The following is a 25336-nucleotide window of genomic DNA, read 5'->3' as shown; positions in this document are numbered from 1 at the left end:
TTGGCGGCGGACGCCCACGAACTCAAGCTCGATTACCTCCGCCGGTGACCTGTCCCCACTTCGCCGCGTTGCCCGGGTATGACCCCCACGTACTCGGCGGCCGGGAGTCGGCGCCGCGTGTTCGTCCCGGTGCCCGCGGGACCGGTCCCCCCGGCCCCGCAGATCCCGGACCCGCCGATCTACCGTGAGCTGATGCGGACCTGGGCCGACGGCGGCCGAACCCTGCCGGGGCGCCACGACCCGGAGTGGGTCAGGCTCGCGCAACCCCCGCGCGGGCTCGGTGACTTCTTCGCGACGGGTGACTTCTTCGCCACCGGCGACTTCCGCGTCACCCCCGACTTCACCGTCCCTCTGGACCCGCGAGGTGACGGGCGATGACCATCCGCTGAATCTGGTTGGTGCCCTCGACGATCTGAAGCACCTTGGTCTCGCGCATGTACCGCTCGGCCGGGAAGTCCGCGGTGTAGCCGTAGCCGCCGAGGACCTGTACGGCGTCGGTGGTGACCCGCATCGCCGTGTCGGTGCAGTGCAGCTTGGCCATGGCGGCCTGCTTGGCGAACGGCAGCCCGGCGTCGCGCAGCCGTGCCGCCGTCAGGTACAGCGCACGGCCTGCCTCGATCTGGGTCGCCATGTCGGCGAGCATGAAGCGCAGCCCCTGGAAGTCGGCGATCGGCTTGCCGAACTGCCGGCGCTCGACCGCGTAGGACACCGCCTCGTCCAGCGCCGCCTGGGCCACGCCGATCGCGCAGGCGGCGATGCCGAGCCGCCCGGACTCGAGCGCGGACAGGGCGATCGTGAAGCCCTGGCCCTCGTCGCCGAGGCGGCGCGCGTCGGGCACCCGTACGCCGTCGAGGTGGACCTGCGCGGTGGGCGAGCCCTTGAGTCCCATCTTCTTCTCCGGCACCGCCGCGCTCAGCCCCTCGGCATCGCCGGGCACCAGGAAGGCGGTGATGCCGCGCGGCCCGTCCTCCCCCGTGCGCGCCATGACGGTGTAGAAGTCGGCGATGCCGCCGTGCGTGATCCAGGCCTTCGTGCCGGTGATCACCCAGTCTCCGCCGCTCTCGCGCACGGCCTTGGTGCGCAGCGAGGCGGCGTCCGAGCCGGAGGCGGGTTCGGAGAGGCAGTAGGCGCCGAGCAGGCCTCCGCCGAGCATCGCGGGCAGGTACTCGGCCTGCTGCTCCTTGGTGCCGTAGGCGGCCGTCGCGTAGGAGGCGAGCGTGTGCACGCTGACGCCGAGCCCGACGGTGAGCCGGGCGGCGGCCAACTCCTCGAGGACCTGGAGGTAGACCTCGTAGGGCTGCTCACCGCCGCCGAACTGGGTGTCGTAGGGCAGGCCGAGCAGGCCGGAGTCGGAGAGCAGGGTGAAGACCTCGCGCGGGAAGCGTCCGGCGTCCTCCTCCTCGGCCGCGTTCGGGGCGATCTCACGCTGCGCGATGTCGCGGACGAGCGAGATCAGATCCCGTGCCTCGTCCGTGGGCAGTTGCCGGTCCACCGGCTGCGGGGCGCGGTCGGGCATGGCGACGCTCTCCTCCCTGTCGGGCACATCGACGGACCTGCGCCTTGGGTGGAGGCGGATCCGCCGGGTCGTTCGGGCCTGGCCGATGCTCGCACTCCCGGGTCGCGGAAGCGGCTGACCAGCGGCTGTGCGCTGTGAGTATGCCCGATCGGAGGCATGGAGTCACCAGTTAACGACCGCTTACTTCAAGAAATGCCCCGGCCGGTCCAGAAGGGCCGAATTCCGGCCCCCGGACTCGGAAATGGTCCGAACCATTGACCACACTGGTCTAGTCCTCCTACGGTGACGCACCGAACGTCTTCCGCGTTCATGCCAATCGGCTCGCGCTCCCTCTTCCCCCCACGAGGAGACACCCGATGCACGTCCCGCACCTCCCCCGCGTCCGCCCCCTCCGGGCGCTGGTATCCGCCCTGTGTTCCGTCGCCCTCGGAGCCGGTCTGCTGGCCGGCGCCGGCACGGCCACGGCCACGGCCTCCTCGGAACCGGCCTCACCGCAGGCCCCCGCCGAGCAGGCCGCGGCCGGTTCCAAGGTCGTCGGCTACTTCACCGAATGGGGCGTCTACGACCGCAATTACCACGTCAAGAACATCGAGTCCTCGGGTTCCGCCGACAAACTCACCCACATCAACTACTCGTTCGGCAACGTCACCGGCGGAAAGTGCGCGATGGGCGACGCCTACGCGGCGACCGACCGGGCGTACACCGCGGCCGAGTCCGTCGACGGGGTCGCCGACACCTGGGACCAGCCGCTGCGCGGCAACTTCAACCAGTTGCTCAAGCTGAAGAAGAAGCACCCCGACCTCAAGATCCTGTGGTCCTTCGGCGGCTGGACCTGGTCCGGCGGGTTCACCGAGGCCGCCAAGGACCCGGCCGCGTTCGCCCAGTCCTGCTACGACCTGGTCGAGAACTCCAAGTGGGCCGACGTCTTCGACGGCATCGACATCGACTGGGAGTATCCGAACGCCTGCGGCCTGAGCTGCGACGAGAGCGGCCGGGACGCGTTCCCGAAGCTGATGAGCGCGCTGCGCGCCAAGTTCGGCCAGGACTACCTGGTGACCGCGGCGATCACGGCCGACGCGACGTCCGGCGGCAAGATCGACGCGGCCGACTACGCGGGCGCGGCACAGTACGTCGACTGGTACAACCCGATGACGTACGACTTCTTCGGCGCCTGGGACGCCACCGGCCCGACCGCGCCGCACTCGCCGCTGACCTCGTACTCCGGCATCCCGAAGGCGGACTTCCACACCTCGGCGACGATCGCGAAGCTCAAGGGGCTCGGCATCCCGTCCTCGAAGCTGCTGCTCGGCCTCGGCTTCTACGGCCGCGGCTGGACCGGCGTCACCCAGTCGGAACCGGGCGGCACCGCGACCGGACCGGCGAAGGGCACGTACGAGAACGGCATCGAGGACTACAAGGTGCTGAAGACCAGTTGCCCGGCCACCGGCACGGTGGGCGGCACCGCGTACGCCAAGTGCGGCAGTGACTGGTGGAGTTACGACACTCCGGAGACCATCTCGACCAAGATGGCCTACAAGAACGAGCAGGGCCTGGGCGGCACGTTCTTCTGGGAGCTGAGTGGTGACACCGCGGACGGTGAGTTGATCAAGGCGATCGACTGACCCTGGATACGGGGGGCGAAGGGGCGGAGGCCGGTTCGGGCCTCCGCCCCTTCGTCAGTCGTCGTCTGCGTCAGGCGCCGTCCCGGCGGGCGGGGGCCGGGGCCGGATAGGCGGGGTCCAACTCCTCGATGGCGCGCAGGGTGCCGCCGAGCGACCTCACGAGCAGCTCGCGCATGGTCTCGCGGGGCAGTTCGGGCCGGCCGATCCAGTCCAGGGTGGCGCCCTCGACACTGCACACCCAGGCGAGCAGGCCCATGCGGGCCAGCGATCCGATGTCGGAGCGGCCGTACGCGCCCTCGGCGATGGTGGCGACGATGGCCTCCCGCACCCCGTCCCGGATGGCGTGCACCTCGGCGTCGAAGCCGACTCCGCCGCTGACGATGGTGCGGTACGCCGCCTGGTTGTGCTCGGCGTAGCGCAGATAGCCGTCGATGGTGCGATGGACCCGGTCCACCTGCGGCAGTTCGGTGCCGCGCGCGGCGGTGGTGACGAGGCCGGCGACGGAGTCCTGGATGATGGCCAGGTAGTAGCCCCGCTTGGACTGGAAGTAGTAGTAGATCAGCCCCTTGGCGACATGCGCCTGGCGGGCGATGTCGTCCATCGAGAGCGCGTCGTACGACGTGTCGGCGAACAACCTCCGCCCGATGGCGATGAGTTCGGCGCGGCGTGCCAGCGAGCGCTCGGTGCCGCGCGCCCGGGGACGGGCGTCGGCACGTTGTTGACTGATATTCAATTTCGACCCTGGTCTCCTACGGGCGGCGGGACATCCGCAGTATGGCAGGTCGGGTCGTGGGGCAGGTCACACGCCGGTCACGTCACAGGAGGCCTAGCTGAACCACGAGCATCGCGATCACCACGACGAGGGTCCAGCCCATGACGTGCTCGAGGATCTTCGGGCCGTCGTCCTTGGGGCCGCCGGTACGGGCGCGGGCGGCGGTGCCAGTGGCGGTGGCGGTGTGTGCAGTCATGGCTTCTCGCTGATCCCGGGCTTCGGTTACGACTTCGGCGGAGATCCCCCGCTCACGGTGTCCACCTTGCCACCGTGAGCGGCTTTTGCGGCCGAGAGCTTGGTCACAGCGGGGCCGGTCAGCGCACGCCCACCGCCTCGAGCGCCTCGCGTTGCCGCGGGCTCGGGTGGGCCGGGAAGTACAGGTAGCAGACCCCGCCGGTGCCGGAGGCGACCTGGCCGCTTGCGTTGTACCGCTTCGTCCTGAGCCAGATGTTCTCCCACTCGCGCCGCTTGTAGACGCGGCGCACCGCCTCGTTGTCGTCCGAGGCCGGGTCGTTGGCGATCACGTCGCCGTCGGCGGTGAAGCCGATCACGGTCATCAGGTGGCCCGAGGTGCCGTATCCCGCGCCGGTCAGCTCCTCCTCCAGGAAGGACTGGGACGTGATGGCCGGGATGCCGGCCGCGATCAGCGCCTCCAGGTCGGCGAGGGAGCCGAGGCGTGTCACCACACCCTGGAGGCCCTTGAACGTGGCGGCGTAGGCGGCGTTGAAGGGCCAGTTGCCGCAGCCCTCGTACTGGTTGTCGTACGTGTACCGGGCGGCGTGGCAGACCTGCGGGTCGGCGTAGGAGGGGTCGACCCAGGCGAGCTGGTCCTCGGTGAGGCGGCCGCCCCAGTACTCGATGATCATCTGCGAGGAGGTGGGGCTGCACCAGGCCTCGCCGCCGTTGTCGTACTCGGGGTACTGGCCCTTGTGGATCTCCTGCGAGTAGCGCGGGACGCGCAGTTCCCGGGCGAGGCCGGGAGTGGAGGCCGGCACGGTGAAGCGGTCGGGGACGTCGGAGCCCATCGCGCCGAGCCGCCACACGGTGGGCGTGCTTCTCGTGCCGGGGCGGCGGTGGAGGGTGAGCCGGAGGCGGTAGGAGGTCAGGCGCAGGCCGGTGGCGGCGTCGTCGATCGAGAACGTGTCCGTCCAGATGCTGCTCTTGCCGTCGCTCTGGTCGTCGACCGAGGTCCGCCGGATGTCCCGGTCGCCGTCGCCGGCCGTCCAGCGGCCCATCACGTACCAGGGCGTGTCCGTGCCGTCGGAGTAGGTGCCCCTGAGTTCGACCTGGATCCAGGTGCCGCTCGGGGTGTGCGCGTTCCAGGAGGCGATGACCTCCGTCGAGGGCACGGCGAGCCGGTGGACCGGCGAGGTCCAGGTCGCGTACTCCCAGGTGGCGGTGGTGCCGGTGTGCGGGTCGGTGTAGTCGGTGGTGCCGGCCGGGGCGCCGATCACCACCCCGGGACGCGCGCCGGCCACGGGGCGGGCACCCCGTACGGTCCCGCGCCGCCAGTCGGCACACGTGGTCCAGGCGCGGTAGTCGGCCTGCCGGGCGGCCTGTCGGGCGCGGGCGAGGTCGGGGTCCGCGGTGCCACCTCCGGCGCCGTCGCCGGGGCCGGGCGCGGCTTCCGCGGTGGCCGGGATCGCGCCGCCGGCCACGGCGGCCGCGGCGACGGCCGCCGCCAGGACGGCTCTGCGGGACGGCTGTTCGACTCTGCTCATGGGCGGGAGACCCCCAGGTGTCCGGGTCGGGCGGGTCGGGCGGGTCGGGCGGTTCCGTTGCGCGGTCGTGGGCCAACTATGGCCGCGGGCGACCACTCCTGCCAGCACTTCCACGCACGCCACGCCATGAATATTGGTGTCGACCAGTGGCGGGCCGGAGGGCGGCTGCGCGGAGGCCGGGGGCGGTTAGAGTGCGAGCGAACCGTGTCCGCCCCTTCCGCTCCTCCGCCCCTTCGCGCCGTACAGGATCCGCCATCCTCGACCTCGCAGCCCTGCTCCGCCGGCTTCCCCCCTCCTGCGGGCCCGTCCGCCTGATCGGCGTCGACGGGTACGCCGGGTCCGGGAAGTCCACGTTCGCCGGGCGGCTGGCGGCCGAGCTGGGCGGTGTGCCGGTGCTGCACCTCGACGACATCGCCAGTCACGACGAGCTGTTCGACTGGACCGGGCGGCTGCTCGACCAGGTGATCGAGCCGCTGGGGCGCGGCGCCACCGCGTACTACGCCCCCTACGACTGGCGCACCCGGCGTTTCGGGGCTCCGCGTCCGCTGCCGCCCGCTCCGGTGATGCTCGTCGAGGGCGTCGGCGCGGGCCGCGAGGCGCTGCGCCCGTACCTGGCCGGGCTGCTGTGGATGGAGCTGCCCCGGGAGGCGGCCTGGGCGCGGGGCCGGGCGCGCGACGGAGCGGAACAGCGGACTTTCTGGGACGGGTGGATCCCGGCCGAGCGCCGGCACTTCGCCGATGACCCCTCGCGCCCCTTCGCGCACCTTCTGGTGCGGCAGCGAGAGCAGGGGTACGAGGTACTGCCGGGGCCCGCGGGAACCATCCCCGGACCCCACTTCCTCACGCAGGGTGACGGACCCTCCGCAATGTGCTGAACTCGTGAAGATCGCGCCCCGGCAACCGGTCGACGCGCCCCAACTCTGCTTGACCCGGGGCCCGTACAGGTCTTACGTTCTGAATGTGCGGCAGTTCGAAGCCGCCGACAGACGCGAAGCCCCCGGTTGTTCCCCCGTGATCGGGGGCTTCGTTCTGCCCTGAGCCCGTTGTGCGGCTGCTCCGTGAGGCCACGCACTCACCCTCGGTCACCGCCCCGCCGTGCGCCCCCGCCGCTCCCACCTCGTGGAACGGCACCTCCCCGCACCCTTCGGGGGAAAGACCACCGCGGGTACGATGCCATCGGTGCGACCTACGGGCGGTTGCCGCGCGCACCTGCAACTCCGGTCCGCGGCAGTGCCGTTGACCGAGGCGGTCGGCGGGCGACGGCTCGGCGGCATACCGACGGGGGCACGGTAGGTGGGGGACGCGATGGACTTCGGCACGCAGGGCCGACAGGCCCCGGCCGAACTCGCCTGGCTGCGCGGCGTGGACGCCTACACCATGGGCGCCTACCCGCAGGCGGAGGAGGAGTTCCGGGCGGCGGTACGCATCGATCCCACGATGGCCGACGGCTGGCTGGGGCTGCACGCGCTGCGTGTCGACACCACGGACGCACTGCTCAGGATGTTCCGGAACCGGGACCGCTTCGGCGAGCAGCGTGCCCGCCATCGCCGGACGCTCAACTCCTGGTACTGGCTGGGCTGGTGGGTGCAGCCCGTGCTGGAGAAGCCCCGGGATCTGCTGCTGGCGCACGCCTCGCACTGGCTGGACGGCCGGCACGTCCCGGAGCTGGACCGGGCCCTGGCCGGTCTGCCGCCCGTCGACTCCGACCCCCAGGTCCGCTTCCTGCACGCCTGCCGCGCCTACCTCGTCAAGGACTGGGAACAGCTCGTCCGGCACACCGACCCGCTCCTCGGCGATCCCCTGCTGGGCATCGAGGCCGGTCTGTTCAGCGGCATGGCCCGGGTCCGCCTGGAGATGTACGGACAGGCCGAGCCGCTGCTGTCGGCGGCCCTCATGCGGTGCCGCAGCGAGCAGCCGCAGCGCAAGGAGCTGCGCTACTGGCTGGCGCGGGCGCACGAGGGCACCGGCCGCAGCGCCGCCGCGCTCCCGCTGTACCGGGCCGTGCACCGCGTCGACCCCGCCTTCATGGACACCTCGGCCCGGCTGGCGGCGATAGCCGAGAGCGACGGCTACGACGACTCCGCCGACCTCGCGGGGCTCGCGCAGGCCGGGGCGGGAGCGGACGGCCTGGACGGACTCGACCCCCTCTTCGGCACCGAGGAGCGCGACCTCAAGCTCTCCGCGCCCGGCTCCCCGCTCTCCGTCCCGCTGCCCCCGCTCGACGGACCGCCGGTGCGCGAGAGGACGGGCGGCCCCGACCCCTCCCTGCCCACCGGGCCCACCGATCCCGCGTTACTGGAGGAGGCGCTCGCCGAGCTGGAGCGGATGGTGGGTCTCGAGCCGGTGAAGCGACAGGTCAAGGCCCTGTCCGCGCAACTGAACATGGCACGGCTGCGCGCCGGGCAGGGGCTGCCGGTCCAGCCGCCCAAACGTCACTTCGTCTTCTCCGGTCCCTCCGGCACGGGCAAGACCACCGTGGCCCGCATCCTGGGCCGCGTCTTCTACGCCCTCGGCCTGCTCGGCGGCGACCACCTGGTGGAGGCGCAGCGGGCCGATCTGGTCGGCGAGTACCTGGGCCAGACCGCCGTGAAGGCGAACGAACTGATCGACTCCGCGCTCGGCGGCGTCCTCTTCGTCGACGAGGCGTACTCCCTGTCCAACTCCGGTTACGGCAAGGGCGACGCGTACGGCGACGAGGCGCTCCAGGTTCTGCTGAAGCGGGCCGAGGACAACCGCGACCACCTGGTGGTGATCCTGGCCGGCTATCCGGAGGGCATGGACCGGCTGCTGACCGCCAACCCGGGGCTGTCCTCCCGCTTCACCTCACGCGTCGACTTCCCGTCGTACCGGCCCCTGGAGCTGACCTCGATCGGTGAGGTGCTCGCGGCCGAGAACGGTGACGGGTGGGACGAGGAGGCCCTGGACGAGCTGCGGTCGATCGCCGGGCACGTGGTGGACCAGGGGTGGATCGACGAGCTGGGCAACGGGCGGTTCCTGCGGACCCTGTACGAGAAGAGCTGCGCGTACCGGGATCTCCGGCTGTCGGTGTACCCCGGCGAGCTGACGCGGGACGACCTGGCGACGCTGCGGTTGCCGGATCTGATGCAGGCGTACGGCGAGGTGTTGTCCGGGCGGGGTCCGCAGGACCCGTCGGCGATGTGAGCTACGTCGCCAGCGTCACCTCCCGGTGCGCCGGGTCCCTGACCTCTCCGACGAGCAGTTCCAGTACGTCCTCCAGGGCGACCAGGCCGAGCGGCTTCCCGGACGCGTCCGTCACCTGGGCGAGGTGGGTCGCCGCCCGCCGCATCACCGTGAGGGCGTCGTCGAGCGGGAGTTCGGGGCGCAGCGTCGGCATGTGCCGCCACAGGTGCTGCGGGACGGCGCGGTCGGATTCCTCGAGGTCGAGTACGTCCTTGACGTGCAGGTATCCCATGAAGGCGCCCTGCTCCGCCGCGACCGGGAAGCGCGAGTACCCGGTGCGGGCGGTGAGCGCGACGATCTCGCCCGGCGTGACCGAGGGGCTGACCGTCACCAGGGACTCCCGCCCGAGGAGTACGTCCGTCACCGGGCGGGAGCCCAGTTCCAGGGCGTCCTCGAGGCGTTCCTGTTCCTCCGGGTCGAGCAGGCCGGCCTGGCCGGCGTCCTCCACCAGCCGGTTGAGCTGCTCGCTGGTGAAGACGGCCTCGACCTCGTCCTTGGGCTCGACGTGGAACAGCCGCAGGATGCCCTGCGCGCAGGCGCCGAGCGCGACGGTGATGGGCCTGCACAGGCGGGCGAAGGCGACCAGTCCGGGGCTCAGCCACAGCGCGGCCTTCTCGGGGGCGGCCATCGCGAGGTTCTTCGGGACCATTTCGCCGATGACGAGGTGGCAGAAGACCACGGCGGCCAGCGCGATGACGTAGCCGAGCGGGTGGATCATGCCGTGCGGCAGGTGGATCCACTCGAAGACCGGCTCGAGGAGCTGGGCGACGGTCGGCTCGGCGACCGCGCCGAGGGTCAGCGAGCAGACGGTGATGCCGAACTGGGCGGCGGCCATCATCTGCGGCAGCCGCTCCAGGCCGTACAGCACCTGTCGGGCGCGGGCGGTGCCGAGCGGCTCGATCTGGCTGCGGCGCACGGAGACGAGCGCGAACTCGGCGCCGACGAAGAAGCCGTTGGTGAGCACGAGCAGTGCGGCGAAGAGCAGTTGCAGGACGCTCATCGGGCGGCCTCCAGCACGGAGACGGGCGCCGTGCGCACCAGCCGTATGCGCTCGGCGCGGTAGTGGCCGACCTGCCGGACCGAGAGCCGCCAGCCGGGCAGCTCCGCGCGGTCGCCGACGGCCGGGATGCGGCCGAGCAGGTCGGCGACGAGCCCGGCCACGGTCTCGTACGGTCCGTCGGGCGCCTGAAGGCCGATGCGCCGCAGGGTGTCGACCCGGCAGCTCCCCTCGACGTCCCAGGCGGGGCGGCCCTCCTCGGGCGGGGCGGGGGCGAGTTCGGGCACGTCGAGGCCGTCGTGTTCGTCGCGGACCTCGCCGACGATCTCCTCGACGATGTCCTCCAGTGTGACGACGCCGGCGGTGCCGCCGTACTCGTCGACGACGACCGCGATGGGCTGCTCGCTGCGCAGGCGGGTGAGCAGCGGCCGTACGGGCAGGGTCTCGGGGACGAGCAGCGCCGGGCGGGCGATGCGGCCGGCCGGGGTGCGCAGCCGGTCGTGCACGGGGACCGCGAGGGCGTCCTTGAGGTGGACCATGCCGACGATCTCGTCGATCTTCTCCCGGTAGACGGGGAAGCGGGACAGGCCGGTGGCGCGGGTCAGGTTGACGACGTCCTCGGCGGTGGCCGAGGAGTGCAGGGCGCTGACCTTCACGCGCGGGGTCATGACGTGCTGGGCGGTCAGTTCGCCGAGTGACAGGGTCCGTACGAAGAGATCGGCGGTGTCCTGTTCCAGGGCGCCGGCCCGGGCGGAGTGCCGGGCCAGGGAGACCAGCTCGCCGGGGGTGCGGGCGGAGGCCAGCTCTTCGGCGGGTTCGATGCCGAGCGCGCGGACCAGGCGGTTGGCCACGGTGTTGAGCGCGGCGATCACCGGGTGGAAGAGCCGGGCGAAGGCGTGCTGCGGGCCGGCGACGAAGCGCGCGACCTGGAGCGGCTTGGACACCGCCCAGTTCTTCGGCACCAGCTCGCCGATCACCATCTGCACGGCGGAGGCCAGCAGCATGCCGACGACGACGGACACACCGGACACGGCGCCGTCGGGGACGCCGACCGCCGTGAACGGGCCGTCCAGGAGCCGGGCGAGCGCCGGTTCGGCGAGCATGCCGACGACGAGGGAGGTGATGGTGATGCCGAGCTGGGTGCCGGAGAGCTGGAACGACAGCTCCTTGAGGGACTCGACGACCCGCCGGGCGCGCCGGTCGCCGGTCGCGGCGGCCTGCTCGGCCTCGGGCCGTTCGACGGTCACCAGGCCGAACTCGGCCGCGACGAAGAAGCCGTTGGCGAGGATCAGCAGGAACGCGGCTGCCAGGAGCAGCAGGGGGGTGGTCATGATGCCGCCGCCTGTGGGATGTCACAGCAGGGGGCGGCGCAGATACTGCAGGACGGTCCGTCCATCGCCGGAGGGAGTCACTCCTCGGGTAGCAGGAACCCCCGCGCACCGGGCGGAGCGACAGGGGCGAGGACGCGACGACCGCGTCCTCGTTCCCAGATTAATCACGAAAAGGGTGCCCGCGGCAGGGTCGGCGGCCGGGCATCAGTCACAAAGGAGCCTCGGGGAGGGTGTCGGAACGGGCCTCCACGAGGTCGCGCAGGGCGCGCGCGTCGGCGATGGCCCGCTGCCTGGCGATGCCCGGCTGGATGCCGAGCGCGGGCAGGCTGGTGCCGTCGCTGAGGTCGAGGAACACCCAGGGGTCGCCGTGGCGGAGGTTGACCCGGAGGATCTCGGGCCAGGCCAGGCGTCGCCTGGTGGTCAGGTTGACCACGGTGACGCCCGTCTCGTCGGCGACGACCCGGGGCCGGGCCAGCAGGAGCAGTACGCCGACCAGGAGGACGGCCGTCAGCACGAAGCTGAGGCGCTCCCCGGGGCCGAGGCCGCCCAGCAGCATCCCGACCGCCGTGATCGTCGCGAAGGCGACGACCGCGAGGACGATCAGGACGGCACGGGTGCGGCCCGGACGGAAGACGACGGGCAGGGCGGGCGGCTGCGGTGTGGTGTCGGGCATGGCGTCGCTCCGGGCGGACTCAGGGCCGGCAGGCGTGGATGGCCGTGGGTCAGAGCCGGCAGGCGTGGATGGCCGTGGTCAGGATGGCCCGGGCGCCGATCTCGTACAGGTCGTCCATGATCCGCTGGGCTTCCTTGGCCGGGACCATCGCGCGGACGGCGACCCAGCCCTCGTTGTGCAGCGGGGAGACGGTCGGGGACTCCAGGCCGGGGGTGAGGGCGACGGCCCTCTCCAACTGCTCGACCCGGCAGTCGTAGTCCATCATCACGTACGTCCGGGCCACCAGGACGCCCTGGAGGCGGCGCAGGAACTGCTGGACCTTGGGCTCGGTGGTGTCGTCGGGCTCCGCACCCGAGCGGCGGATCACGATCGCCTCGGACTTCATGATGGGCTCGCCGAAGACTTCCAGGCCCGCGTTGCGCAGGGAGGTTCCGGTCTCGACGACGTCCGCGATGACCTCGGCGACGCCGAGTTCGATGGCGGTCTCGACGGCGCCGTCGAGGTGGACGACGGAGGCGTCGACGCCCCGCTCGGCCAGGTGCGCCGCCACGATGCCCTCGTAGGAGGTGGCGACGGTCCGGCCCTTGAGGTCGTCGATGCCGCTCGCGGTGCCCGGCCGGCCGGCGAAGCGGAAGGTGGAGCGGGCGAAGCCGAGCGGCAGGATCTCCTCGGCGTCGGCGCCGGAGTCGATCAGCAGGTCGCGGCCGGTGATGCCGATGTCGAGCTTGCCGGAGGAGACGTAGATCGCGATGTCGCGGGGGCGGAGGTAGAAGAACTCGACCTCGTTGGTCGGGTCGACGATCCGCAGTTCCTTGGCCTCGCGGCGCTGCTGGTAGCCGGCCTCATGCAGCATCTCCCCCGCGGGGCCTGACAGGGAACCCTTGTTGGGGACGGCGATGCGCAGCATGAGGTCGGCTTCCTTTGCGTGACGGGGTGAGAAGAGAAAGGGGGTGCTGTGACTTACAGGTGCTGTGACTTACAGGTGGGCGTAGACGTCGTCCAGGGAGATGCCGCGGGCGACCATCATCACCTGGACGTGGTACAGCAACTGCGAGATCTCCTCGGCGGCGGCGTCCTTGCCCTCGTGCTCGGCGGCCATCCAGACCTCCGCGGCCTCCTCGACGACCTTCTTGCCGATGGCATGGACGCCCTTGTCGACCAGTTCGGCGGTGCGGGAGGTGGCGGGATCGCCGTGGGCGGCCTTGTGCTGGAGCTCGGTGAACAGCTCCTCGAAAGTCTTCTTGGACATGGTGGCCCCCACTTTACGCGTGTGCCGGACGGGCTAGCGCCACGGTTCGGATACTGAGCGGAGCGTGGCCGCCGTGGCGACGGCCGCGGTCACCGCCTCGTGCCCCTTGTCCTCGCTGGAGCCCTCGATACCGGCCCGGTCCAGGGCCTGCTCCTCGGTGTCGCAGGTGAGGACGCCGAAGCCGACGGGGACGCCGGTCTCGAGGGAGACCTGGACCAGGCCCTGGGTGACGCCCTGGCACACGTAGTCGAAGTGGGGGGTACCACCGCGGATGACGACGCCGAGGGCGACGATCGCGTCGTAGCCGCGGCCCGCGAGGACCTTGGCGACGACCGGCAGTTCGAAGCTGCCGGGAACCCTGAGCAGGGTCGGCTCGTCGATGCCGAGGTCGCGCAGGGCGCGCAGGGCGCCGTCCACCAGTCCGTCCATCACCTTGTCGTGCCACTGTGCCGCGACGACGGCGACCCTGAGGTCTCCCACGTCGCGTACGGACAGTTCCGGTGCACCCTTGCCGCTCACGTGTCTCCTTGCGTCTCTTGGCGTCTCTTGGCGTCTCTTGCTTACTGGTTGCCGCAGGTGGACACGGGGGCCGTGTCCAGCCAGGGCAGGTCGTGTCCCATCCGGTCCCGCTTGGTGCGCAGGTAGCGCAGGTTGTGCTCGCCGGCCTGGACGGGCATCGGCTCGCGGCCGGTGACCTCGATGCCGTGCCGGACGAGGGCGTCGCTCTTGTCCGGGTTGTTGGTCATCAGGCGCACGGCGCGTACGCCGAGGTCCTGGAGGATCTGGGCGCCGGCGCCGTAGTCGCGGGCGTCGGCGGGCAGGCCGAGTTCCAGGTTGGCGTCGAGGGTGTCCCGGCCGCGCTCCTGGAGTTCGTAGGCGCGCAGTTTGGACATCAGGCCGATGCCGCGCCCCTCGTGGCCGCGCAGGTAGACCACCACGCCCCGGCCCTCGGCCTGGATGCGGTCCAGGGAGGCGTCGAGCTGGGGGCCGCAGTCGCAGCGCTGGGAGCCGAAGACGTCGCCGGTGAGGCACTCGGAGTGGATGCGGACCAGCACGTCCTCGCCGTCGCCGATCTCGCCGTGCACCAGGGCGATGTGCTCGACGCCGTCGACCGTGGAGCGGTAGCCGTACGCCGTGAACTCGCCGTGCTTCGTGGGCAGTCGGACCTCGGCCTCGCGGCGGACGGTGGGCTCCGCGCTGCGCCGGTGAGCGATGAGGTCCTCGATGGAGATGATCGTGAGGCCGTGCTTGCGGGCGAACGGGATCAGCTCGGGCAGCCGCAGCATGCGCCCGTCCTCGCCGGCGATCTCCACGATGGCGCCGGCCGGGCGCAGCCCCGCGAGGCGCGCCAGGTCGACGGCCGCCTCGGTGTGGCCGTCGCGCACGAGTACGCCGCCGGAGCGGGCCCGCAGCGGGAAGACGTGCCCGGGGCGGACCAGGTCGGTGGGTTCGGCGGTGCCGCTCGCCAGGAGCTGGAGGGTGGTGGCGCGGTCCGAGGCGGAGATACCGGTGCTGACGCCGTGTGCGGCGGTGGCGTCCACGGAGACGGTGAAGGCGGTCTTCATCGACTCGGTGTTGTCGTCGACCATCTGCGGGAGCCGGAGCCGGTCCAGTTCCTCGCCCTCCATGGGGGCGCAGATCAGGCCGCGGCACTCGCTCATCATGAAGGCGACGATCTCCTCGGTCGCCTTCTCGGCGGCGACGACGAGGTCGCCCTCGTTCTCGCGGTTCTCGTCGTCGACGACGACGACCGGGCGGCCGGCGGCGATGTCCGCGACGGCCTGCTCGACGGGGTCGAGGGTGAGGTCGTCGATGCCGTCTGGGGCGTAGAGGATGGGTGCCGTGCTCATGCGGGCGCTCCTTCCGGGAGGGGGCGGGCCGCGTCGCGTGAGCGCAGCCACCAGTCGCGCAGGCCCCACAGGACGAGCGCGCCGTAGAGGACGTAGACGAAGCCGGAGAAGGCGAAGCCGTTGGCGAAGTTCAGCGGGACGCCGACGAGGTCGACCAGCAGCCAGGCGAACCAGAACTCGACCATGCCGCGTGCCTGGGCGTACATGGCGACGACGGTGCCGACGAAGATGTACGCGTCCGGCCAGGGGTCCCAGGACAGGGTCGGGAAGGCGGTGAACAGACCGCCGACCAGGAGGGTGCCGACGGCGGCCGCGGCGGCCAGGACCCCGCGCTCGCGCCAGGTGGCGAACCGTACGGCGACAGAGCCGTCCTGCGACTGCTGCCGCCCGCGGTTCCACTGCCAGAAGCCCCAGGCGGCGACGGCCATGACGACGATCTGCTTGCCGGCGCTGCCGGAGAGGTGGGCGGTGGCGAAGGCCGTGAAGAGGACGAGCCCGGAGACGAACTGCACGGGCCAGGTCCAGATCGAGCGCCGCCAGCCGAGGGCGAGGCCGAGCAGACCGATCACGTTGCCGATCATGTCCGACCACTTGATGTGCTGGTCGAACAGCGTGAACGCCTCGGAGTTGAGCCAGTTCACCTGGTGCCCCCCGGGGCGGTGAGCAGCCGCTCGACGTACTTGGCGATGATGTCCACCTCGAGGTTGACCGGGTCGCCGGGCTGCTTGATGCCCAGCGTGGTCAGGTCGAGGGTGGTGGGGATGAGGCTGACGGTGAAGAAGTCCGGCCCGGCGTCGACGACGGTGAGGCTGATGCCGTCGACGGTGATGGAACCCTTCTCCACGACGTAGCGGGCGAGGTCGGCGGGCAGGGAGATTCTGACGATCTCCCAGTGCTCGGAGGGCTTGCGCTCCAGGATCTCGCCCGTGCCGTCGACGTGGCCCTGCACGATGTGTCCGCCGAGCCGGGCGCCGACGGCGGTGGGGCGCTCCAGGTTGACGCGGGAACCGACGGCGAGGGCGCCCAGGCTGGAGCGGTTGAGGGTCTCGGCCATCACGTCGGCGGTGAACTCTTCGCCCTCGTGGTCGACGACCGTGAGGCAGACGCCGTTGACGGCGATGGAGTCGCCGTGCCGGGCCCCTTCGGTGACCGCGGGGCCGCGCAGGCGGAAGCGACAGGCGTCGTCGAGCATCTCGACGGCGGTGATCTCGCCCAGCTCTTCGACGATTCCGGTGAACACTTCCCGGGTCCTCCTGCCTCTTCGGGCACGGACTCCGGGGCTGTCTGGAACGACAGACATCGCGAGCGAGGACACCGGGAACGACGCCGGACGGGCCCGCCCGTGACGGGCGCGCCCAGAGATCGGCGGCGCGCACGTGTGCTCGCCCGCCGCGCACTGCCTCCCATCCGGACTTTAACCGTCGGTCCAGGAATTTCACCTGGTCAACCGGCCGCTGGAAGCGACCGGGTCGCGGACTGTAACCGCCGGTTCGGACTTTCACCGACCCCGGAGTGCGCTGCTTCTGGTACAGGGCCAGTCTGCCACGACTGATCGCCGTCCATGCGGGCAGAGTGTGTGGGGTGGCTCACAGAGCGCTCCTCCGCCCCGGCTATGTCACGTTTCGCGGGTGCCACGCGGTCCGAGCTGACGACAGGGCGCTCCACCCGGGAGTTCCCGCGTCCGAACAGGGGTTGAACAGCATGACCACGATCCTGGTGACCGGCGGCACCGGCACACTCGGCCGGCCCGTCACCGAAAGGCTGCGCGCCGGCGGGCACGAGGTGCGGGTGCTCAGCCGGCACAGCGAGCCGTACGCCGTCGACCTGCGCCGGGGCGGCATCGGCCTGGACACGGCGCTCGCCGGCGTGGACACGGTCGTGCACTGCGCGACCACGCAGCGCGGCGGGGACGAGCGGTCGGCCGTGAACCTGATCGCGGCGGCGCGGCGGGCCGGGGTGGCCCACCTCGTCCACATCTCGATCGTCGGCGTCGACCGGGTGCCGCTCGGCTACTACCGGTCCAAGCTCGCCGTCGAGAAGCTGGTGGAGGAGTCGGGGCTCGGGTGGACGGTGCTGCGGGCGACCCAGTTCCACGACCTGGTGGTGCAGGTGCTCCAGAGCCTGGCCAAGGTGCCGGTCGTGGTGCTGCCGGCCCATGCCGCCGACCAGCCGGTGGCGGTGGCGGAGGTCGCGGACCGGCTCGCCGGGCTGGCCGCGGGCGCGCCCGCCGGGCGGGTGCCGGACCTGGGCGGTCCCGAGGTGCGCACCTTCGAGTCGTTGGCCCGCGCGTATCTGACCGCGACGGGGCGCCGGCGGGCCGTGGTGAACGTGCCGCTCGCGGGGAAGACTTACCGCGCGTTCCGCGAGGGTGGGCATCTCGCGCCCGAGCACGCGGTCGGCAAGGGGACGTTCGAGGAGTATCTGACGGTGCGGTACGGCGGCGGGGCGGACGGGCGGCGCGGATGAGCAGACGGGCGTGGCTGCGGGCGGGGCTGGGACTGCTCGCGGGCGGCCAGGTGGTGCTGGGGCTGTGGATCCTGCTGCTGCCCGAGCTGTTCTGGAAGTGGCCCTGGGTGTCGCACCTGCCGCCCTACAACGAGCATCTGCTCCGGGACTTCGGCGGGGCGAGCCTCGCCCTCGCCGTGGTGCTGTGCGCGGCGGTGGTGGCGATGGAACGGCGTCTGGTGCTGACGGCGCTCGTGGCCTACCTGGTGTCCTCCGTCGCCCATCTCCTGTTTCACGCCCGGCATCTGGAGCCCCTGTCGGCGGCGAGCGGTGCGGGCTTCATGGCACTGCTGGGAGCGGCGGTGCTGCTGCCGGCCGTACTGGTGTGGCTGGCGGCCGACGGGACGGCCTTCCGGGAGCACGCCCCGGCCCCGCGGCGACCGTCGGTCTGACCTCTACCCCCTGCCCCCTGACCGGCTGACCGGCTGACCGGCTGACCGGCTGACCGGCTGACCCTTGACCGGGCTCACCCCGGACGCGCACCCCGCACGCGGACGGCGCCCGCGTGCGGTCGGGCGCCCCGCCGAGCGCGCGCCGCGGGCTACCGCTCGGGCGGGGCGAACAGTTCGTCCTGGGCGCGGTCGCGGGCGGTCAGCAGGGCGCCGCGCAGTACGGCGCCGCCGCCCAGGGTGCTGGGACGTACCTCGGTGGCCAGCGGGGACATCCGGGTGAGGCGGTGCTGGATGCGGTCGGCGAGGGCGTCGGCGCCGGCCCGGCCGATCTCGCCGGCGAGCACCAGGCAGCCGGGGTCGAGGACGGAGACGACGGCGGCGGCACCGAGGACGATCCGGTCGGCGAGGGCGTCGAGGAACCGCCCGGCGGCCGGGTCGCCGCCGGGCCCCGACCGGCGTACCGCCTCCCGGACCAGCGTGGCCGCGTGCGGCTCGGGGCCGGCCGGGGACGCCGTCACCCCGTACTCGGCCGCGAGGGCGGTCACCGCCAACGCCCCGGCGACGGAGTGGAAGCCGCCGTCGCAGTCGGTGGCCGAGGGCAGGCCCGAGGTGCCCGGCACCGGCATGAAGCCGATCTCGCCCGCGCCGCCGGAGACGCCCCGGCGCAGCGTGCCGTCGAGGACGACGGCGGCGCCGATGCCGAGGCCGAGCCACAGCAGGACGAAGGTGTCCCGGTCCCGGGCCGCCCCGTCGCGCTGCTCGGCCAGGGCGGCGAGGTTGGTCTCGTTCTCGACGCCGACCCGTGCCGCGGGGAACTTCTCCTTCAGCGCGACCATCAGCCGGCGGTGCCACGCGGGCAGCCCGGAGGAGTCGTGGAGTTCACCGCTGGCCGGGTCGATCAGGCCGGGCGCGCCGATGCCGACGGTGTGCAGCCGGTCGGCGCCGGCCTCCTTCGCCGCACGCTCGACCAGGCTGACCGCCTGCTCCACCGCGGGACCGGTGCCGGTGTGGTCGTCGATCGGCGCGGAGGCCTCGGCGAGCACCCGGCCGAGCAGGTCGGAGACGAGCACGGCGACGCCCTCGGTGCGTACGTCGAGGGCGGCGAGGTACGCGCGCCCGGCGACGATGCCGTACAGCCTGGCGTTCGGGCCGCGGCGCTGCTCGCCCGACTCCCCCGCCACCTCGATCAGGCCGGAGACGGTGAGGCGTTCGACGAGGTCGGCCACGGTGGGCCGGGACAGGCCGGTCAGTTTCTTCAACTGCCCTGCCGTCAACGGGCCCTCCCGCTGGAGCAGGTGAAGGGCGAGCCGGTCGTTGATGGCCCGGGCGGTGCTCGGGGATGCGGGCATGCCGGGATCCTTCCAGATCGGCGGCGCGGGGTCCCACGCCGGTAATCCACTATCTATCAGGCAGGGTCCCTGATAGTTTACGCCGCGCAGTGAGAAGACGGGCCGGGAGAAGACGGAGGCGTGGCCAGGGGTGGCCACGGAGGGGTGGATCATGAGCACAGGGACCTACGGGCAACGCGAGGTGAAGCGCGCGCGGTACGCCGTCGCGGCCGTGTTCGCCGTGCACGGCTCCGTCACCGGCTCGTTCGCGACCCGCGTGCCCTGGATTCAGGACCACGCCGACGTGAGCGCGGGTCAGTTGGGGCTGGCGCTCGCCTTCCCGGCGGTCGGCGCGTCCCTCGTCATGCCGCTGGCCGGCCGCGTCACCCACCGCTTCGGCGCCCGTGCAGCCCTGCGCGGCCTGCTGGCCCTGTGGACGCTGGCGCTGGTGCTGCCCTCCCTCGCCCCGAACCTGCTCACCCTGTGCCTCGCCCTGTTCGTCTACGGCGCCACGGCGGGCATGTCGGACGTGGCGATGAACGCGCTCGGCGTCGAGATCGAGAATCGCCTCGGCAAGTCGATCATGTCCGGGCTGCACGGGATGTGGAGCACCGGCGCCGTGATCGGTTCGGCGGCCGGCACGCTCGCCGCCCACCTGGGCGCGGGCGCCCGGACGCACCACGTCCTGGCCGCCGCCGTGCTGACCGTGGCGGGCCTGGTCGCCTGCACCTGGGTGCTGGACCTCCAGCCCGCCGAGGGCGAGGACCCGCCGCCGCGCTTCGCGCTGCCGCCCAGGTCGGCACTGCTGATCGGCGCGGTCGGGTTCTGCGCGGTGTTCGCGGAGGGCGCCAGCCTGGACTGGTCGGCGGTCTATCTGCGGGACGAGATGGCGACCTCGGCGGGACTGGCGGCGGCGTGCACGACGGGCTTCACGCTCACCATGGCGCTGGCCCGGCTCGCCGGCGACAAGGTGGTGGACCGGTTCGGCGCGGTGCGCACGGTCCGGGTGGGCGGGGTGCTGGCCGCCCTCGGCGGTCTGCTCGTCGTCGTCGGGGGCCATCCGGCGGTGGCGATGACCGGCTTCGCGCTGATGGGCCTCGGTATCGCCGTGGTGGTGCCACTGTGCTTCGCCGCGGCCGGCCGCGCCGGTTCGAACCCGAGCCTGGCCATCGCGGGCGTCGCCACCGTCACGTACACCTCGGGTCTGATCGCGCCGAGCGCGATCGGCGGTGTGGCCCAGGCGACCAGCCTGGTGGTGTCGTTCGGCCTGGTGACCCTGCTGGCCTGCTGCCTGGTGGTGTTCGCGAAGGTGCTGCGCGCCGGGGACCGGGACCGCCCGAAGATCAGTGGGCCGCTCGCGGAAGTGCCCGACCGGCAGTCCTGAACGTGCCGCTCCGCGCCGCCGGGGCGCGGAGTCGCGGCGTCGCGGCGTCGCGGAGTCCGGACGTCCCCGTCCCGAGCCCGAGACCGGCCGCGGCGGCCGGAGGGACCCGCGGGAAGGCGCTGGTCAGCGAGGGGGGTGTGGCACGTGGGACCTGGGGCTGCCCCCGACAATGGTCCGGACCGTCCTCACGTACAGAGAAAGCGAAACCTCACCATGGACCTCGGCGTGCGCTGGAAGCTGCACGGTGACGGGCGCACGCCCGCACCCGGAGCGGTGGTCCGCCCCGACGAACGGCTCTCGTGGCCCCGCACGGCCGGGCTCGGCGCCCAGCACGTGGTGGCCATGTTCGGGGCGTCCTTCGTGGCTCCGGTCCTGATGGGCCTGGACCCCAATCTCGCGATCATGATGTCGGGCGTGGCGACCGTCATCTTCCTGGTCGCCACCCGCGGCCGGGTGCCCAGCTATCTCGGCTGCTCGCTCTCCTTCGTGGGCGTCGCCGCCGTGATCCGGGCGCAGGGCGGCACCAGCGCCACGGTGACCGGCGCGGTCCTGGTCGTCGGCGCCGCGCTGTTCCTGGTGGGGCTCGCCGTGCGGCGCTTCGGGGCGCGGATCATCCACGCCGCGATGCCGCCGATCGTGACCGGCGCGGTGGTGATGCTGATCGGCTTCAATCTGGCCCCGGTCACCGCGTCCACCTACTGGCCGCAGGACCAGTGGACGGCGCTGCTTGTGATGCTGTTCACGGGGCTGGCCGTGGTGTGTCTGCGCGGCTTCTGGTCCCGCATCGCGATCTTCCTGGGGCTGGTCTTCGGCTACGTCCTCTCCTGGGTCCTCGACCGGATCTTCGGGAAGATCCACTCGGTGGACGGCAGCGGCAGGCTCACCGACCACTGGCGGCTGGACTTCTCCGCCGTGGGCCGGGCCGACTGGATCGGGCTGCCGTCCTTCCACGGGCCGAGCTTCGAGTGGTCGGCGATCCTGGTCGCCCTGCCCGTCGTGATCGCGCTGATCGCGGAGAACGCCGGGCACGTCAAGGCGGTCGGCGAGATGACCGGCGACAACCTCGACGACAGGCTCGGCACGGCGATCTCCGCCGACGGTGTCGGCTCGATGCTCTCCACGGCGGTCGGCGGCCCGCCCAACACCACGTACTCCGAGAACATCGGCGTGATGGCCGCGACCCGGGTCTACTCCACGGCCGCGTACTGGGCCGCCGCCGGCTTCGCCCTGCTCTTCGGCATCTGCCCGAAGTTCGGCGCGGTGGTGGCCGCGATCCCGGGCGGGGTGCTCGGCGGCATCACGGTCATCCTCTACGGCATGATCGGCCTGCTCGGCGCCCAGATCTGGATCAACGCGAAGGTGGACCTGCGCAATCCGCTGAACCTGGTACCGGCCGCGGCGGGCATCATCATCGGCGTCGGCAACGTCAGCATGGAGTTCACCGACACCTTCTCGCTCAGCGGCATCGCGCTCGGCACCCTGGTCGTCATCACCGGCTACCACGCGCTGCGTGCCTTCGCCCCGGCGCACCTCAAGACGCAGCAGCCGCTGCTGGACGAGGGGACGTCGTCCTACGACGAGAAGGCGGTGGACGGCGCAAGTGGCAACGGTGGCGCCAGTGGCAATGGGGGCGGCGGTGGCAACGACGGCGACGGGGCTCAGCGCGCCAAGTCGTAGGCGTACGACGGTGTGAACGTCCCCGGCTCCCCCTTGCAGCCGTCCGACTCCCCCGGCAGCTTGACCCACAGGTAGGCGTCGATGCGGCCCATGCCCGTGTTCAGGGTCGGAGCACGGCCGATCTTGCGGCCGGCCGGGTCGCACCACTCGCCGTCGGGCGGGGCGCCGTTGCCGTTGCGGCTGGTGTCGATGACGGCGCCCAGGCCCGCCGGGCCGCCGAGGGCGTCGAGCACCGCGCGGTCGTAGGCGACCTCGTCGGCGGTGGTGTGGAAGTTGGAGACGTTGCTGAAGACGCCGTCGGAGGAGTCGGCCGAGGCGGCCCCGGCCTGCTTCAGCCAGCCCGCCTGCTTGGCGGGCGCGTGCCAGCCGGAGTGGCCCGCGTCGAAGTAGACCCGGGCGTTCGGATCGGCGTCCTTCATCACGCGTCCGGCGCGGGCCAGGGAGGCGAAGCGGTCGGCGCGCTCACCGGCGGACAGGCACTCGGACTGGGCGACCGAGTCGGGCTCCAGCACCACGATGACGTCGCCGGAGCCGAGCCCCGCGGCGAACCGGTCGATCCAGGCGTCGTAGGCGTCCAGGTCGGGCGCGCCGCCCTCGGAGTGGCCGCCGCAGTCGCGGTCGGGGATCACGTACGGGACGAGGACCGGCACCCGGCCCCGGGCGGCGCCCGCGGAGGTGACGGCGCGGACCCGGGCGGTGATGGTGGCCGGTGTGTGGTCGGCGAACCACACGGCGGCGGGCTGGTCGGCTATCCGGGACTCGATGACGTCCTGGCGCGGATCGCCGGGGTGGGCCCTGACCCAGTCGAGGACCTGGGAGTCGGGGTGGCGGTAGAGCCGGGTGGAGGCCGCCGCGCTCCGGGGCTTCTTCGGCTGTGCGGTCTCAGGCTGCGCGGTCTGCGTCGGCGCGGCGGTGCGGCCCGTCTTCTTCGCCGTCGGCGAGGGCGGGGCCGACGGCGACGGCGGCGTCGAGGGTGCCGGGGACGGCGTGCCGGGCGGGGACTGTGTCCGCGGCGAGCGCGTCACCTCCGGCCGGGCCTCGTCGGCACCGCGTCCCCCGTCGTCGCCGAGCGCGGTCAGCATCCCGGTCGCGGTGCCCACCGCGACGACGACGGACGCCGCCGCGACCATCGCGCCGCGGCCGGCGGTGCGCCCGCGCTCCGGCCCGCGAGCGGCCGGACGCCGGGCACGAAGGCCTGACACGTACGGTTCCCCCTCCCCCGCGCGGCGGGCGCGTTCCCCCGTTCTGGGGAAGCGTCGGGCCCGCCGGCACTGCCGTCACCCTAAAGCTGCGACGCTGCCGCCATGGCGCACTGCGAGCAAGTCCCGACGGCCACCTTGACGGTGGACACCGTCCTGACCCGGATGCGCGCCCTCGACGCGGCGCTGCCCGCCCGGGACGGGGTGACGGTCTTCAACCGCGTCTACCTCGCCGTCACGGAGGCCGTGGACCGGCACATCGACGGCGGCCGGTTCGCGGACTCCGGGGCCGCGATCGCGCTGGACGTGCGGTTCGCGGAGCGCTATCTGGCCGCCGTGGACGCGGCGGAGGAAGGCCGCCGTCCGCCCGCCTGCTGGCGCCCCCTGTTCCAGTTCCGCCGCCATCCCGGGGTACGGCCGCTGCAGTTCGCGCTGGCGAGATGAGCCGACCTACGCCGCATCCCTACTGAGCTACGAACGACCCGCGCCCCGACCACGTAATGATCAGACCCTCTTCCCGTAGCGCAGCCATCGCACGGTGAACCGTCGACACGGCTACGTCGAACTCCGCACTCAGCGCTACGACGCCGGGGACCCGTGAGCCGGCCGGATAGGTACCGTCCGCAATGCGCTGCCGCAGAATCGTCGCGATCTGCGGGTGCACGGGCTGAGTCCTATCGATCATGGGCCTAGCTTCCGACGTTTTCGCCGTTCACGCTTCCGACGGTTCGGCCCTTCGAGGTTTCGACCTTTCGCGGTACGGTTGGCAGCCCAAACGCAAGCGCCCCCAGGGCGGCCGGTAGAGGGGCCACCCCAGGGGCTACGTCGACTAACGGGAGCCGACATGCCGCACAGAGTACCGAAGCCGTCCGTCGTCCTTCGACGCGTCTCCATGCCCGGAACTGGCGTGGGATCCGTCTACATCCGTACCTCTGCCGCCGGGGGCGTTGTCTCCCGGATCGCAGACAGCATCGAGGAACGTCAGGTCGACGGAGCCCGCGTCTTCCTCGACGTCGTGGGGCGCATCTTGGAGGCCGACCGTGCCACCGTTGACGAGGCCATGGCGCTGCTGGGCATCACCATGGAGCACCTCCGCGACGTCATCGGAGTAGCCGACGCACGCGGGAGCCGACTGCACGAGACCGACCCGGAAGAGGACGACGAGGACGACGAGGACGAAGACGTCGAGTAGCCCTACAACGCAAGAGAGCCCCTGCCCTCCCCACACGGGGAAGACAGGGGCTCTCTTGTGCTGCTACGCCTCCACCTCCGTCCGCGGAAGGGGCATGTCGTCGACGTCGGCGTCCTGGTACTGCTTCGTGAAGTCGATGTACGCGCCGACGTAGTCCCCCTCGTCGCTCAGGACCGCGAAGACCTCGAAGACGCCATCTCCCATCGGCGTGGGGGCAACGGTGGCGTACTCGAAGTCGTGCGCCGGGAGATCGCCCGGGTTGTGCTCCGCGACATAGGCCACGTGGTCCGTGGAGATCGGGTCCACGATCGCGAACATCCCGGCGTCGACTCCCAGCATCCCCAGGAAACGCAGGTTCTCGGGCTTCAGCATGTCGTCTCTCCTCCGTCGGCGGTGTTGCTGACAGTGGAGTTATGGGGCGCGGAGGGCCGGATGTTTGCCTAAGTGGTGCGGGTCACACGGGATAGCCCAGCGCCCTGAGTCGCTGCCGCCACTGCTGGCCGGCGTCGGGGGTGCACCAGAGCTTGCGACGCCCGCGGCCCTCCTTCTGCGGCACCTCTTCCCCACAGTGCTGACAGATGACGGGCTGAGCCTTCAAGGGCTTCGTGGTGTCGTACATGGGGTTCCTCCTAGCCTCGCGCTTTCACGAGGTGGAGTTGTCCGAGGCTTGATCAAATAAGCGGAGAGTGCTCCTGACCTGCAACGATGGGACTTGTCGAGGGTCCTG

At 71.9% G+C, this 25336-nt stretch carries 27 protein-coding genes, 1 pseudogene and 1 riboswitch; of the genes and pseudogenes, 10 read left to right on the top strand and 18 right to left on the bottom strand.

The window, feature by feature from the left end; genetic code table 11:
- Positions 1 to 78 precede the first annotated feature (78 nt).
- On the top strand, positions 79 to 378 hold the full coding sequence (locus KUM40_RS10910) for a hypothetical protein (RefSeq protein ID WP_217165588.1): 300 nt from the start codon (positions 79 to 81) through the stop codon (positions 376 to 378).
- On the opposite strand, the gene KUM40_RS10905 is transcribed toward KUM40_RS10910, so the two are convergent.
- A complete protein-coding gene (locus KUM40_RS10905; protein ID WP_217165586.1) occupies positions 341 to 1516 on the bottom strand; it encodes an acyl-CoA dehydrogenase family protein in 1176 nt (391 codons plus the stop codon). The genes KUM40_RS10910 and KUM40_RS10905 overlap by 38 nt on opposite strands.
- A 356-nt stretch (positions 1517 to 1872) precedes the next feature.
- Between KUM40_RS10905 and KUM40_RS10900 the strand changes: the two genes are divergently transcribed.
- Positions 1873 to 3138 carry a glycoside hydrolase family 18 protein gene (locus KUM40_RS10900; RefSeq protein WP_217165584.1) on the top strand — a complete coding sequence of 422 codons (1266 nt, stop codon included), beginning with the start codon at positions 1873 to 1875 and terminating at the stop codon, positions 3136 to 3138.
- A 70-nt stretch (positions 3139 to 3208) separates the two neighbouring features.
- Here KUM40_RS10900 and KUM40_RS10895 read toward each other — a convergent pair whose 3' ends face one another.
- The 3 genes from KUM40_RS10895 to KUM40_RS10885 all read right to left on the bottom strand — a co-directional run bounded on the left by KUM40_RS10895 (position 3209) and on the right by KUM40_RS10885 (position 5631).
- On the bottom strand, positions 3209 to 3871 hold the full coding sequence (locus KUM40_RS10895) for a TetR/AcrR family transcriptional regulator (protein WP_217165583.1): 663 nt from the start codon (positions 3869 to 3871) through the stop codon (positions 3209 to 3211).
- A gap of 82 nt (positions 3872 to 3953) precedes the next feature.
- Entirely contained in the window at positions 3954 to 4106 is a 153-nt protein-coding gene (locus KUM40_RS10890; RefSeq protein WP_217165581.1) for an SCO1431 family membrane protein, read from the bottom strand.
- Positions 4107 to 4224: 118 nt separating this feature from the next.
- Positions 4225 to 5631, bottom strand: a complete 1407-nt coding sequence (locus tag KUM40_RS10885) for a peptidase C39 family protein (RefSeq protein ID WP_217165579.1) — start codon at positions 5629 to 5631, stop codon at positions 4225 to 4227.
- 254 nt (positions 5632 to 5885) lie between these two features.
- On the opposite strand from KUM40_RS10885, the gene KUM40_RS10880 reads away from it, so the two are divergent.
- Positions 5886 to 6506: a uridine kinase gene (locus KUM40_RS10880; RefSeq protein WP_217165628.1), complete on the top strand. Its 621-nt coding sequence runs from the start codon at positions 5886 to 5888 to the stop codon at positions 6504 to 6506.
- Between the two features lie 430 nt (positions 6507 to 6936).
- Entirely contained in the window at positions 6937 to 8793 is a 1857-nt protein-coding gene (locus KUM40_RS10875; protein WP_217165577.1) for an AAA family ATPase, read from the top strand.
- Between the two features lies 1 nt (position 8794).
- On the opposite strand, the gene KUM40_RS10870 is transcribed toward KUM40_RS10875, so the two are convergent.
- From KUM40_RS10870 to KUM40_RS10830, 9 genes are all read right to left on the bottom strand, one after another.
- Positions 8795 to 9832 (bottom strand): hemolysin family protein, encoded by a 1038-nt coding sequence (locus KUM40_RS10870; protein ID WP_217165575.1) that lies wholly within the window; start codon positions 9830 to 9832, stop codon positions 8795 to 8797.
- A complete protein-coding gene (locus KUM40_RS10865) occupies positions 9829 to 11160 on the bottom strand; it encodes a hemolysin family protein (protein WP_217165573.1) in 1332 nt (443 codons plus the stop codon). Before KUM40_RS10865 ends, KUM40_RS10870 begins: the two co-directional genes overlap by 4 nt.
- A 208-nt stretch (positions 11161 to 11368) precedes the next feature.
- Complete coding sequence (locus KUM40_RS10860) at positions 11369 to 11833, bottom strand: PH domain-containing protein (RefSeq protein ID WP_217165571.1); 465 nt, start codon at positions 11831 to 11833, stop codon at positions 11369 to 11371.
- Between the two features lie 49 nt (positions 11834 to 11882).
- On the bottom strand, positions 11883 to 12740 hold the full coding sequence (hisG, locus tag KUM40_RS10855) for an ATP phosphoribosyltransferase (RefSeq protein ID WP_217165569.1): 858 nt from the start codon (positions 12738 to 12740) through the stop codon (positions 11883 to 11885).
- A gap of 69 nt (positions 12741 to 12809) precedes the next feature.
- The gene (locus KUM40_RS10850; RefSeq protein ID WP_030380826.1) at positions 12810 to 13082 is read right to left on the bottom strand and encodes a phosphoribosyl-ATP diphosphatase; all 273 of its coding nucleotides are present in this window, start codon (positions 13080 to 13082) and stop codon (positions 12810 to 12812) included.
- 33 nt (positions 13083 to 13115) lie between these two features.
- Positions 13116 to 13601, bottom strand: coding sequence for a 6,7-dimethyl-8-ribityllumazine synthase (ribH, locus tag KUM40_RS10845; RefSeq protein WP_217165567.1), 486 nt, complete (start codon positions 13599 to 13601; stop codon positions 13116 to 13118).
- Positions 13602 to 13642: 41 nt separating this feature from the next.
- Positions 13643 to 14932 carry a bifunctional 3,4-dihydroxy-2-butanone-4-phosphate synthase/GTP cyclohydrolase II gene (locus tag KUM40_RS10840; protein WP_217165565.1) on the bottom strand — a complete coding sequence of 430 codons (1290 nt, stop codon included), beginning with the start codon at positions 14930 to 14932 and terminating at the stop codon, positions 13643 to 13645.
- On the bottom strand, positions 14929 to 15573 hold the full coding sequence (locus KUM40_RS10835; protein WP_217165563.1) for a nicotinamide mononucleotide transporter family protein: 645 nt from the start codon (positions 15571 to 15573) through the stop codon (positions 14929 to 14931). Before KUM40_RS10835 ends, KUM40_RS10840 begins: the two co-directional genes overlap by 4 nt.
- Positions 15570 to 16172 carry a riboflavin synthase gene (locus KUM40_RS10830; RefSeq protein ID WP_217165561.1) on the bottom strand — a complete coding sequence of 201 codons (603 nt, stop codon included), beginning with the start codon at positions 16170 to 16172 and terminating at the stop codon, positions 15570 to 15572. The genes KUM40_RS10835 and KUM40_RS10830 overlap by 4 nt, the downstream gene beginning before the upstream one ends.
- Before the next feature lie 149 nt (positions 16173 to 16321).
- Positions 16322 to 16452, bottom strand: a riboswitch (FMN riboswitch).
- Between the two features lie 181 nt (positions 16453 to 16633).
- Here KUM40_RS10830 and KUM40_RS10825 point away from each other — a divergent pair.
- Together KUM40_RS10825 and KUM40_RS10820 are read left to right on the top strand one after the other, a co-directional pair.
- Positions 16634 to 17398 (top strand): SDR family oxidoreductase, encoded by a 765-nt coding sequence (locus KUM40_RS10825; RefSeq protein ID WP_217165559.1) that lies wholly within the window; start codon positions 16634 to 16636, stop codon positions 17396 to 17398.
- Positions 17395 to 17829, top strand: coding sequence for a hypothetical protein (locus KUM40_RS10820; RefSeq protein WP_254394921.1), 435 nt, complete (start codon positions 17395 to 17397; stop codon positions 17827 to 17829). Before KUM40_RS10825 ends, KUM40_RS10820 begins: the two co-directional genes overlap by 4 nt.
- 149 nt (positions 17830 to 17978) lie before the next feature.
- Here KUM40_RS10820 and KUM40_RS10815 read toward each other — a convergent pair whose 3' ends face one another.
- Positions 17979 to 19178: an ROK family transcriptional regulator gene (locus KUM40_RS10815; RefSeq protein WP_217165557.1), complete on the bottom strand. Its 1200-nt coding sequence runs from the start codon at positions 19176 to 19178 to the stop codon at positions 17979 to 17981.
- Positions 19179 to 19329: 151 nt separating this feature from the next.
- On the opposite strand from KUM40_RS10815, the gene KUM40_RS10810 reads away from it, so the two are divergent.
- Both KUM40_RS10810 and KUM40_RS10805 read left to right on the top strand, forming a co-directional pair.
- Positions 19330 to 20541 (top strand): MFS transporter, encoded by a 1212-nt coding sequence (locus tag KUM40_RS10810; protein ID WP_217165556.1) that lies wholly within the window; start codon positions 19330 to 19332, stop codon positions 20539 to 20541.
- A 213-nt stretch (positions 20542 to 20754) separates the two neighbouring features.
- Entirely contained in the window at positions 20755 to 22218 is a 1464-nt protein-coding gene (locus tag KUM40_RS10805; protein WP_217165554.1) for a uracil-xanthine permease family protein, read from the top strand.
- Here the strand turns inward: KUM40_RS10805 and KUM40_RS10800 are convergent.
- Entirely contained in the window at positions 22200 to 23348 is a 1149-nt protein-coding gene (locus tag KUM40_RS10800) for a glycoside hydrolase family 6 protein (protein ID WP_217165627.1), read from the bottom strand. The two genes, KUM40_RS10805 and KUM40_RS10800, sit on opposite strands and share 19 nt — an antisense overlap.
- A gap of 174 nt (positions 23349 to 23522) precedes the next feature.
- Between KUM40_RS10800 and KUM40_RS10795 the strand changes: the two are divergent.
- Positions 23523 to 23855: pseudogene (locus tag KUM40_RS10795) on the top strand (DUF5995 family protein); the annotation flags it as partial.
- A gap of 25 nt (positions 23856 to 23880) precedes the next feature.
- On the opposite strand, the gene KUM40_RS10790 reads toward KUM40_RS10795, so the two are convergent.
- Positions 23881 to 24102, bottom strand: a complete 222-nt coding sequence (locus tag KUM40_RS10790; RefSeq protein ID WP_217165552.1) for a GntR family transcriptional regulator — start codon at positions 24100 to 24102, stop codon at positions 23881 to 23883.
- A gap of 222 nt (positions 24103 to 24324) precedes the next feature.
- On the opposite strand from KUM40_RS10790, the gene KUM40_RS10785 reads away from it, so the two are divergent.
- Positions 24325 to 24609, top strand: a complete 285-nt coding sequence (locus tag KUM40_RS10785; RefSeq protein WP_217165551.1) for a hypothetical protein — start codon at positions 24325 to 24327, stop codon at positions 24607 to 24609.
- Between the two features lie 63 nt (positions 24610 to 24672).
- Here the strand turns inward: KUM40_RS10785 and KUM40_RS10780 are convergent, their stop codons facing one another.
- Together KUM40_RS10780 and KUM40_RS10775 are read right to left on the bottom strand one after the other, a co-directional pair.
- On the bottom strand, positions 24673 to 24981 hold the full coding sequence (locus KUM40_RS10780) for a hypothetical protein (protein ID WP_217165549.1): 309 nt from the start codon (positions 24979 to 24981) through the stop codon (positions 24673 to 24675).
- A gap of 82 nt (positions 24982 to 25063) precedes the next feature.
- The gene (locus KUM40_RS10775; RefSeq protein WP_217165548.1) at positions 25064 to 25228 is read right to left on the bottom strand and encodes a hypothetical protein; all 165 of its coding nucleotides are present in this window, start codon (positions 25226 to 25228) and stop codon (positions 25064 to 25066) included.
- Positions 25229 to 25336: the final 108 nt, after the last annotated feature.

Source organism: Streptomyces sp. AC512_CC834, from assembly GCF_019049325.1.
In the GTDB taxonomy this organism is placed as follows: domain Bacteria; phylum Actinomycetota; class Actinomycetes; order Streptomycetales; family Streptomycetaceae; genus Streptomyces.
This window is presented reverse-complemented; position numbering and strand designations above follow the sequence as displayed.

Excerpts from the sequence above, each read along its gene's own strand:
- KUM40_RS10905 (WP_217165586.1), bottom strand. The coding sequence starts at position 1,516 with ATGCCCGACCGCGCCCCGCAGCCGGTGGACCGGCAACTGCCCACGGAC.
- KUM40_RS10825 (WP_217165559.1), top strand. The coding sequence starts at position 16,634 with ATGACCACGATCCTGGTGACCGGCGGCACCGGCACACTCGGCCGGCCC.
- KUM40_RS10810 (WP_217165556.1), top strand. The coding sequence starts at position 19,330 with ATGAGCACAGGGACCTACGGGCAACGCGAGGTGAAGCGCGCGCGGTAC.
- KUM40_RS10805 (WP_217165554.1), top strand. The coding sequence starts at position 20,755 with ATGGACCTCGGCGTGCGCTGGAAGCTGCACGGTGACGGGCGCACGCCC.
- KUM40_RS10800 (WP_217165627.1), bottom strand. The coding sequence starts at position 23,348 with ATGGTCGCGGCGGCGTCCGTCGTCGTCGCGGTGGGCACCGCGACCGGG.
- KUM40_RS10900 (WP_217165584.1), top strand. The coding sequence starts at position 1,873 with ATGCACGTCCCGCACCTCCCCCGCGTCCGCCCCCTCCGGGCGCTGGTA.
- KUM40_RS10850 (WP_030380826.1), bottom strand. The coding sequence starts at position 13,082 with ATGTCCAAGAAGACTTTCGAGGAGCTGTTCACCGAGCTCCAGCACAAG.
- KUM40_RS10860 (WP_217165571.1), bottom strand. The coding sequence starts at position 11,833 with ATGCCCGACACCACACCGCAGCCGCCCGCCCTGCCCGTCGTCTTCCGT.
- KUM40_RS10875 (WP_217165577.1), top strand. The coding sequence starts at position 6,937 with ATGGACTTCGGCACGCAGGGCCGACAGGCCCCGGCCGAACTCGCCTGG.
- KUM40_RS10890 (WP_217165581.1), bottom strand. The coding sequence starts at position 4,106 with ATGACTGCACACACCGCCACCGCCACTGGCACCGCCGCCCGCGCCCGT.
- KUM40_RS10815 (WP_217165557.1), bottom strand. The coding sequence starts at position 19,178 with ATGCCCGCATCCCCGAGCACCGCCCGGGCCATCAACGACCGGCTCGCC.
- KUM40_RS10870 (WP_217165575.1), bottom strand. The coding sequence starts at position 9,832 with ATGAGCGTCCTGCAACTGCTCTTCGCCGCACTGCTCGTGCTCACCAAC.
- hisG (WP_217165569.1), bottom strand. The coding sequence starts at position 12,740 with ATGCTGCGCATCGCCGTCCCCAACAAGGGTTCCCTGTCAGGCCCCGCG.
- KUM40_RS10885 (WP_217165579.1), bottom strand. The coding sequence starts at position 5,631 with ATGAGCAGAGTCGAACAGCCGTCCCGCAGAGCCGTCCTGGCGGCGGCC.
- KUM40_RS10865 (WP_217165573.1), bottom strand. The coding sequence starts at position 11,160 with ATGACCACCCCCCTGCTGCTCCTGGCAGCCGCGTTCCTGCTGATCCTC.
- KUM40_RS10790 (WP_217165552.1), bottom strand. The coding sequence starts at position 24,102 with ATGATCGATAGGACTCAGCCCGTGCACCCGCAGATCGCGACGATTCTG.
- KUM40_RS10780 (WP_217165549.1), bottom strand. The coding sequence starts at position 24,981 with ATGCTGAAGCCCGAGAACCTGCGTTTCCTGGGGATGCTGGGAGTCGAC.
- KUM40_RS10820 (WP_254394921.1), top strand. The coding sequence starts at position 17,395 with ATGAGCAGACGGGCGTGGCTGCGGGCGGGGCTGGGACTGCTCGCGGGC.
- KUM40_RS10775 (WP_217165548.1), bottom strand. The coding sequence starts at position 25,228 with ATGTACGACACCACGAAGCCCTTGAAGGCTCAGCCCGTCATCTGTCAG.
- KUM40_RS10840 (WP_217165565.1), bottom strand. The coding sequence starts at position 14,932 with ATGAGCACGGCACCCATCCTCTACGCCCCAGACGGCATCGACGACCTC.
- KUM40_RS10910 (WP_217165588.1), top strand. The coding sequence starts at position 79 with ATGACCCCCACGTACTCGGCGGCCGGGAGTCGGCGCCGCGTGTTCGTC.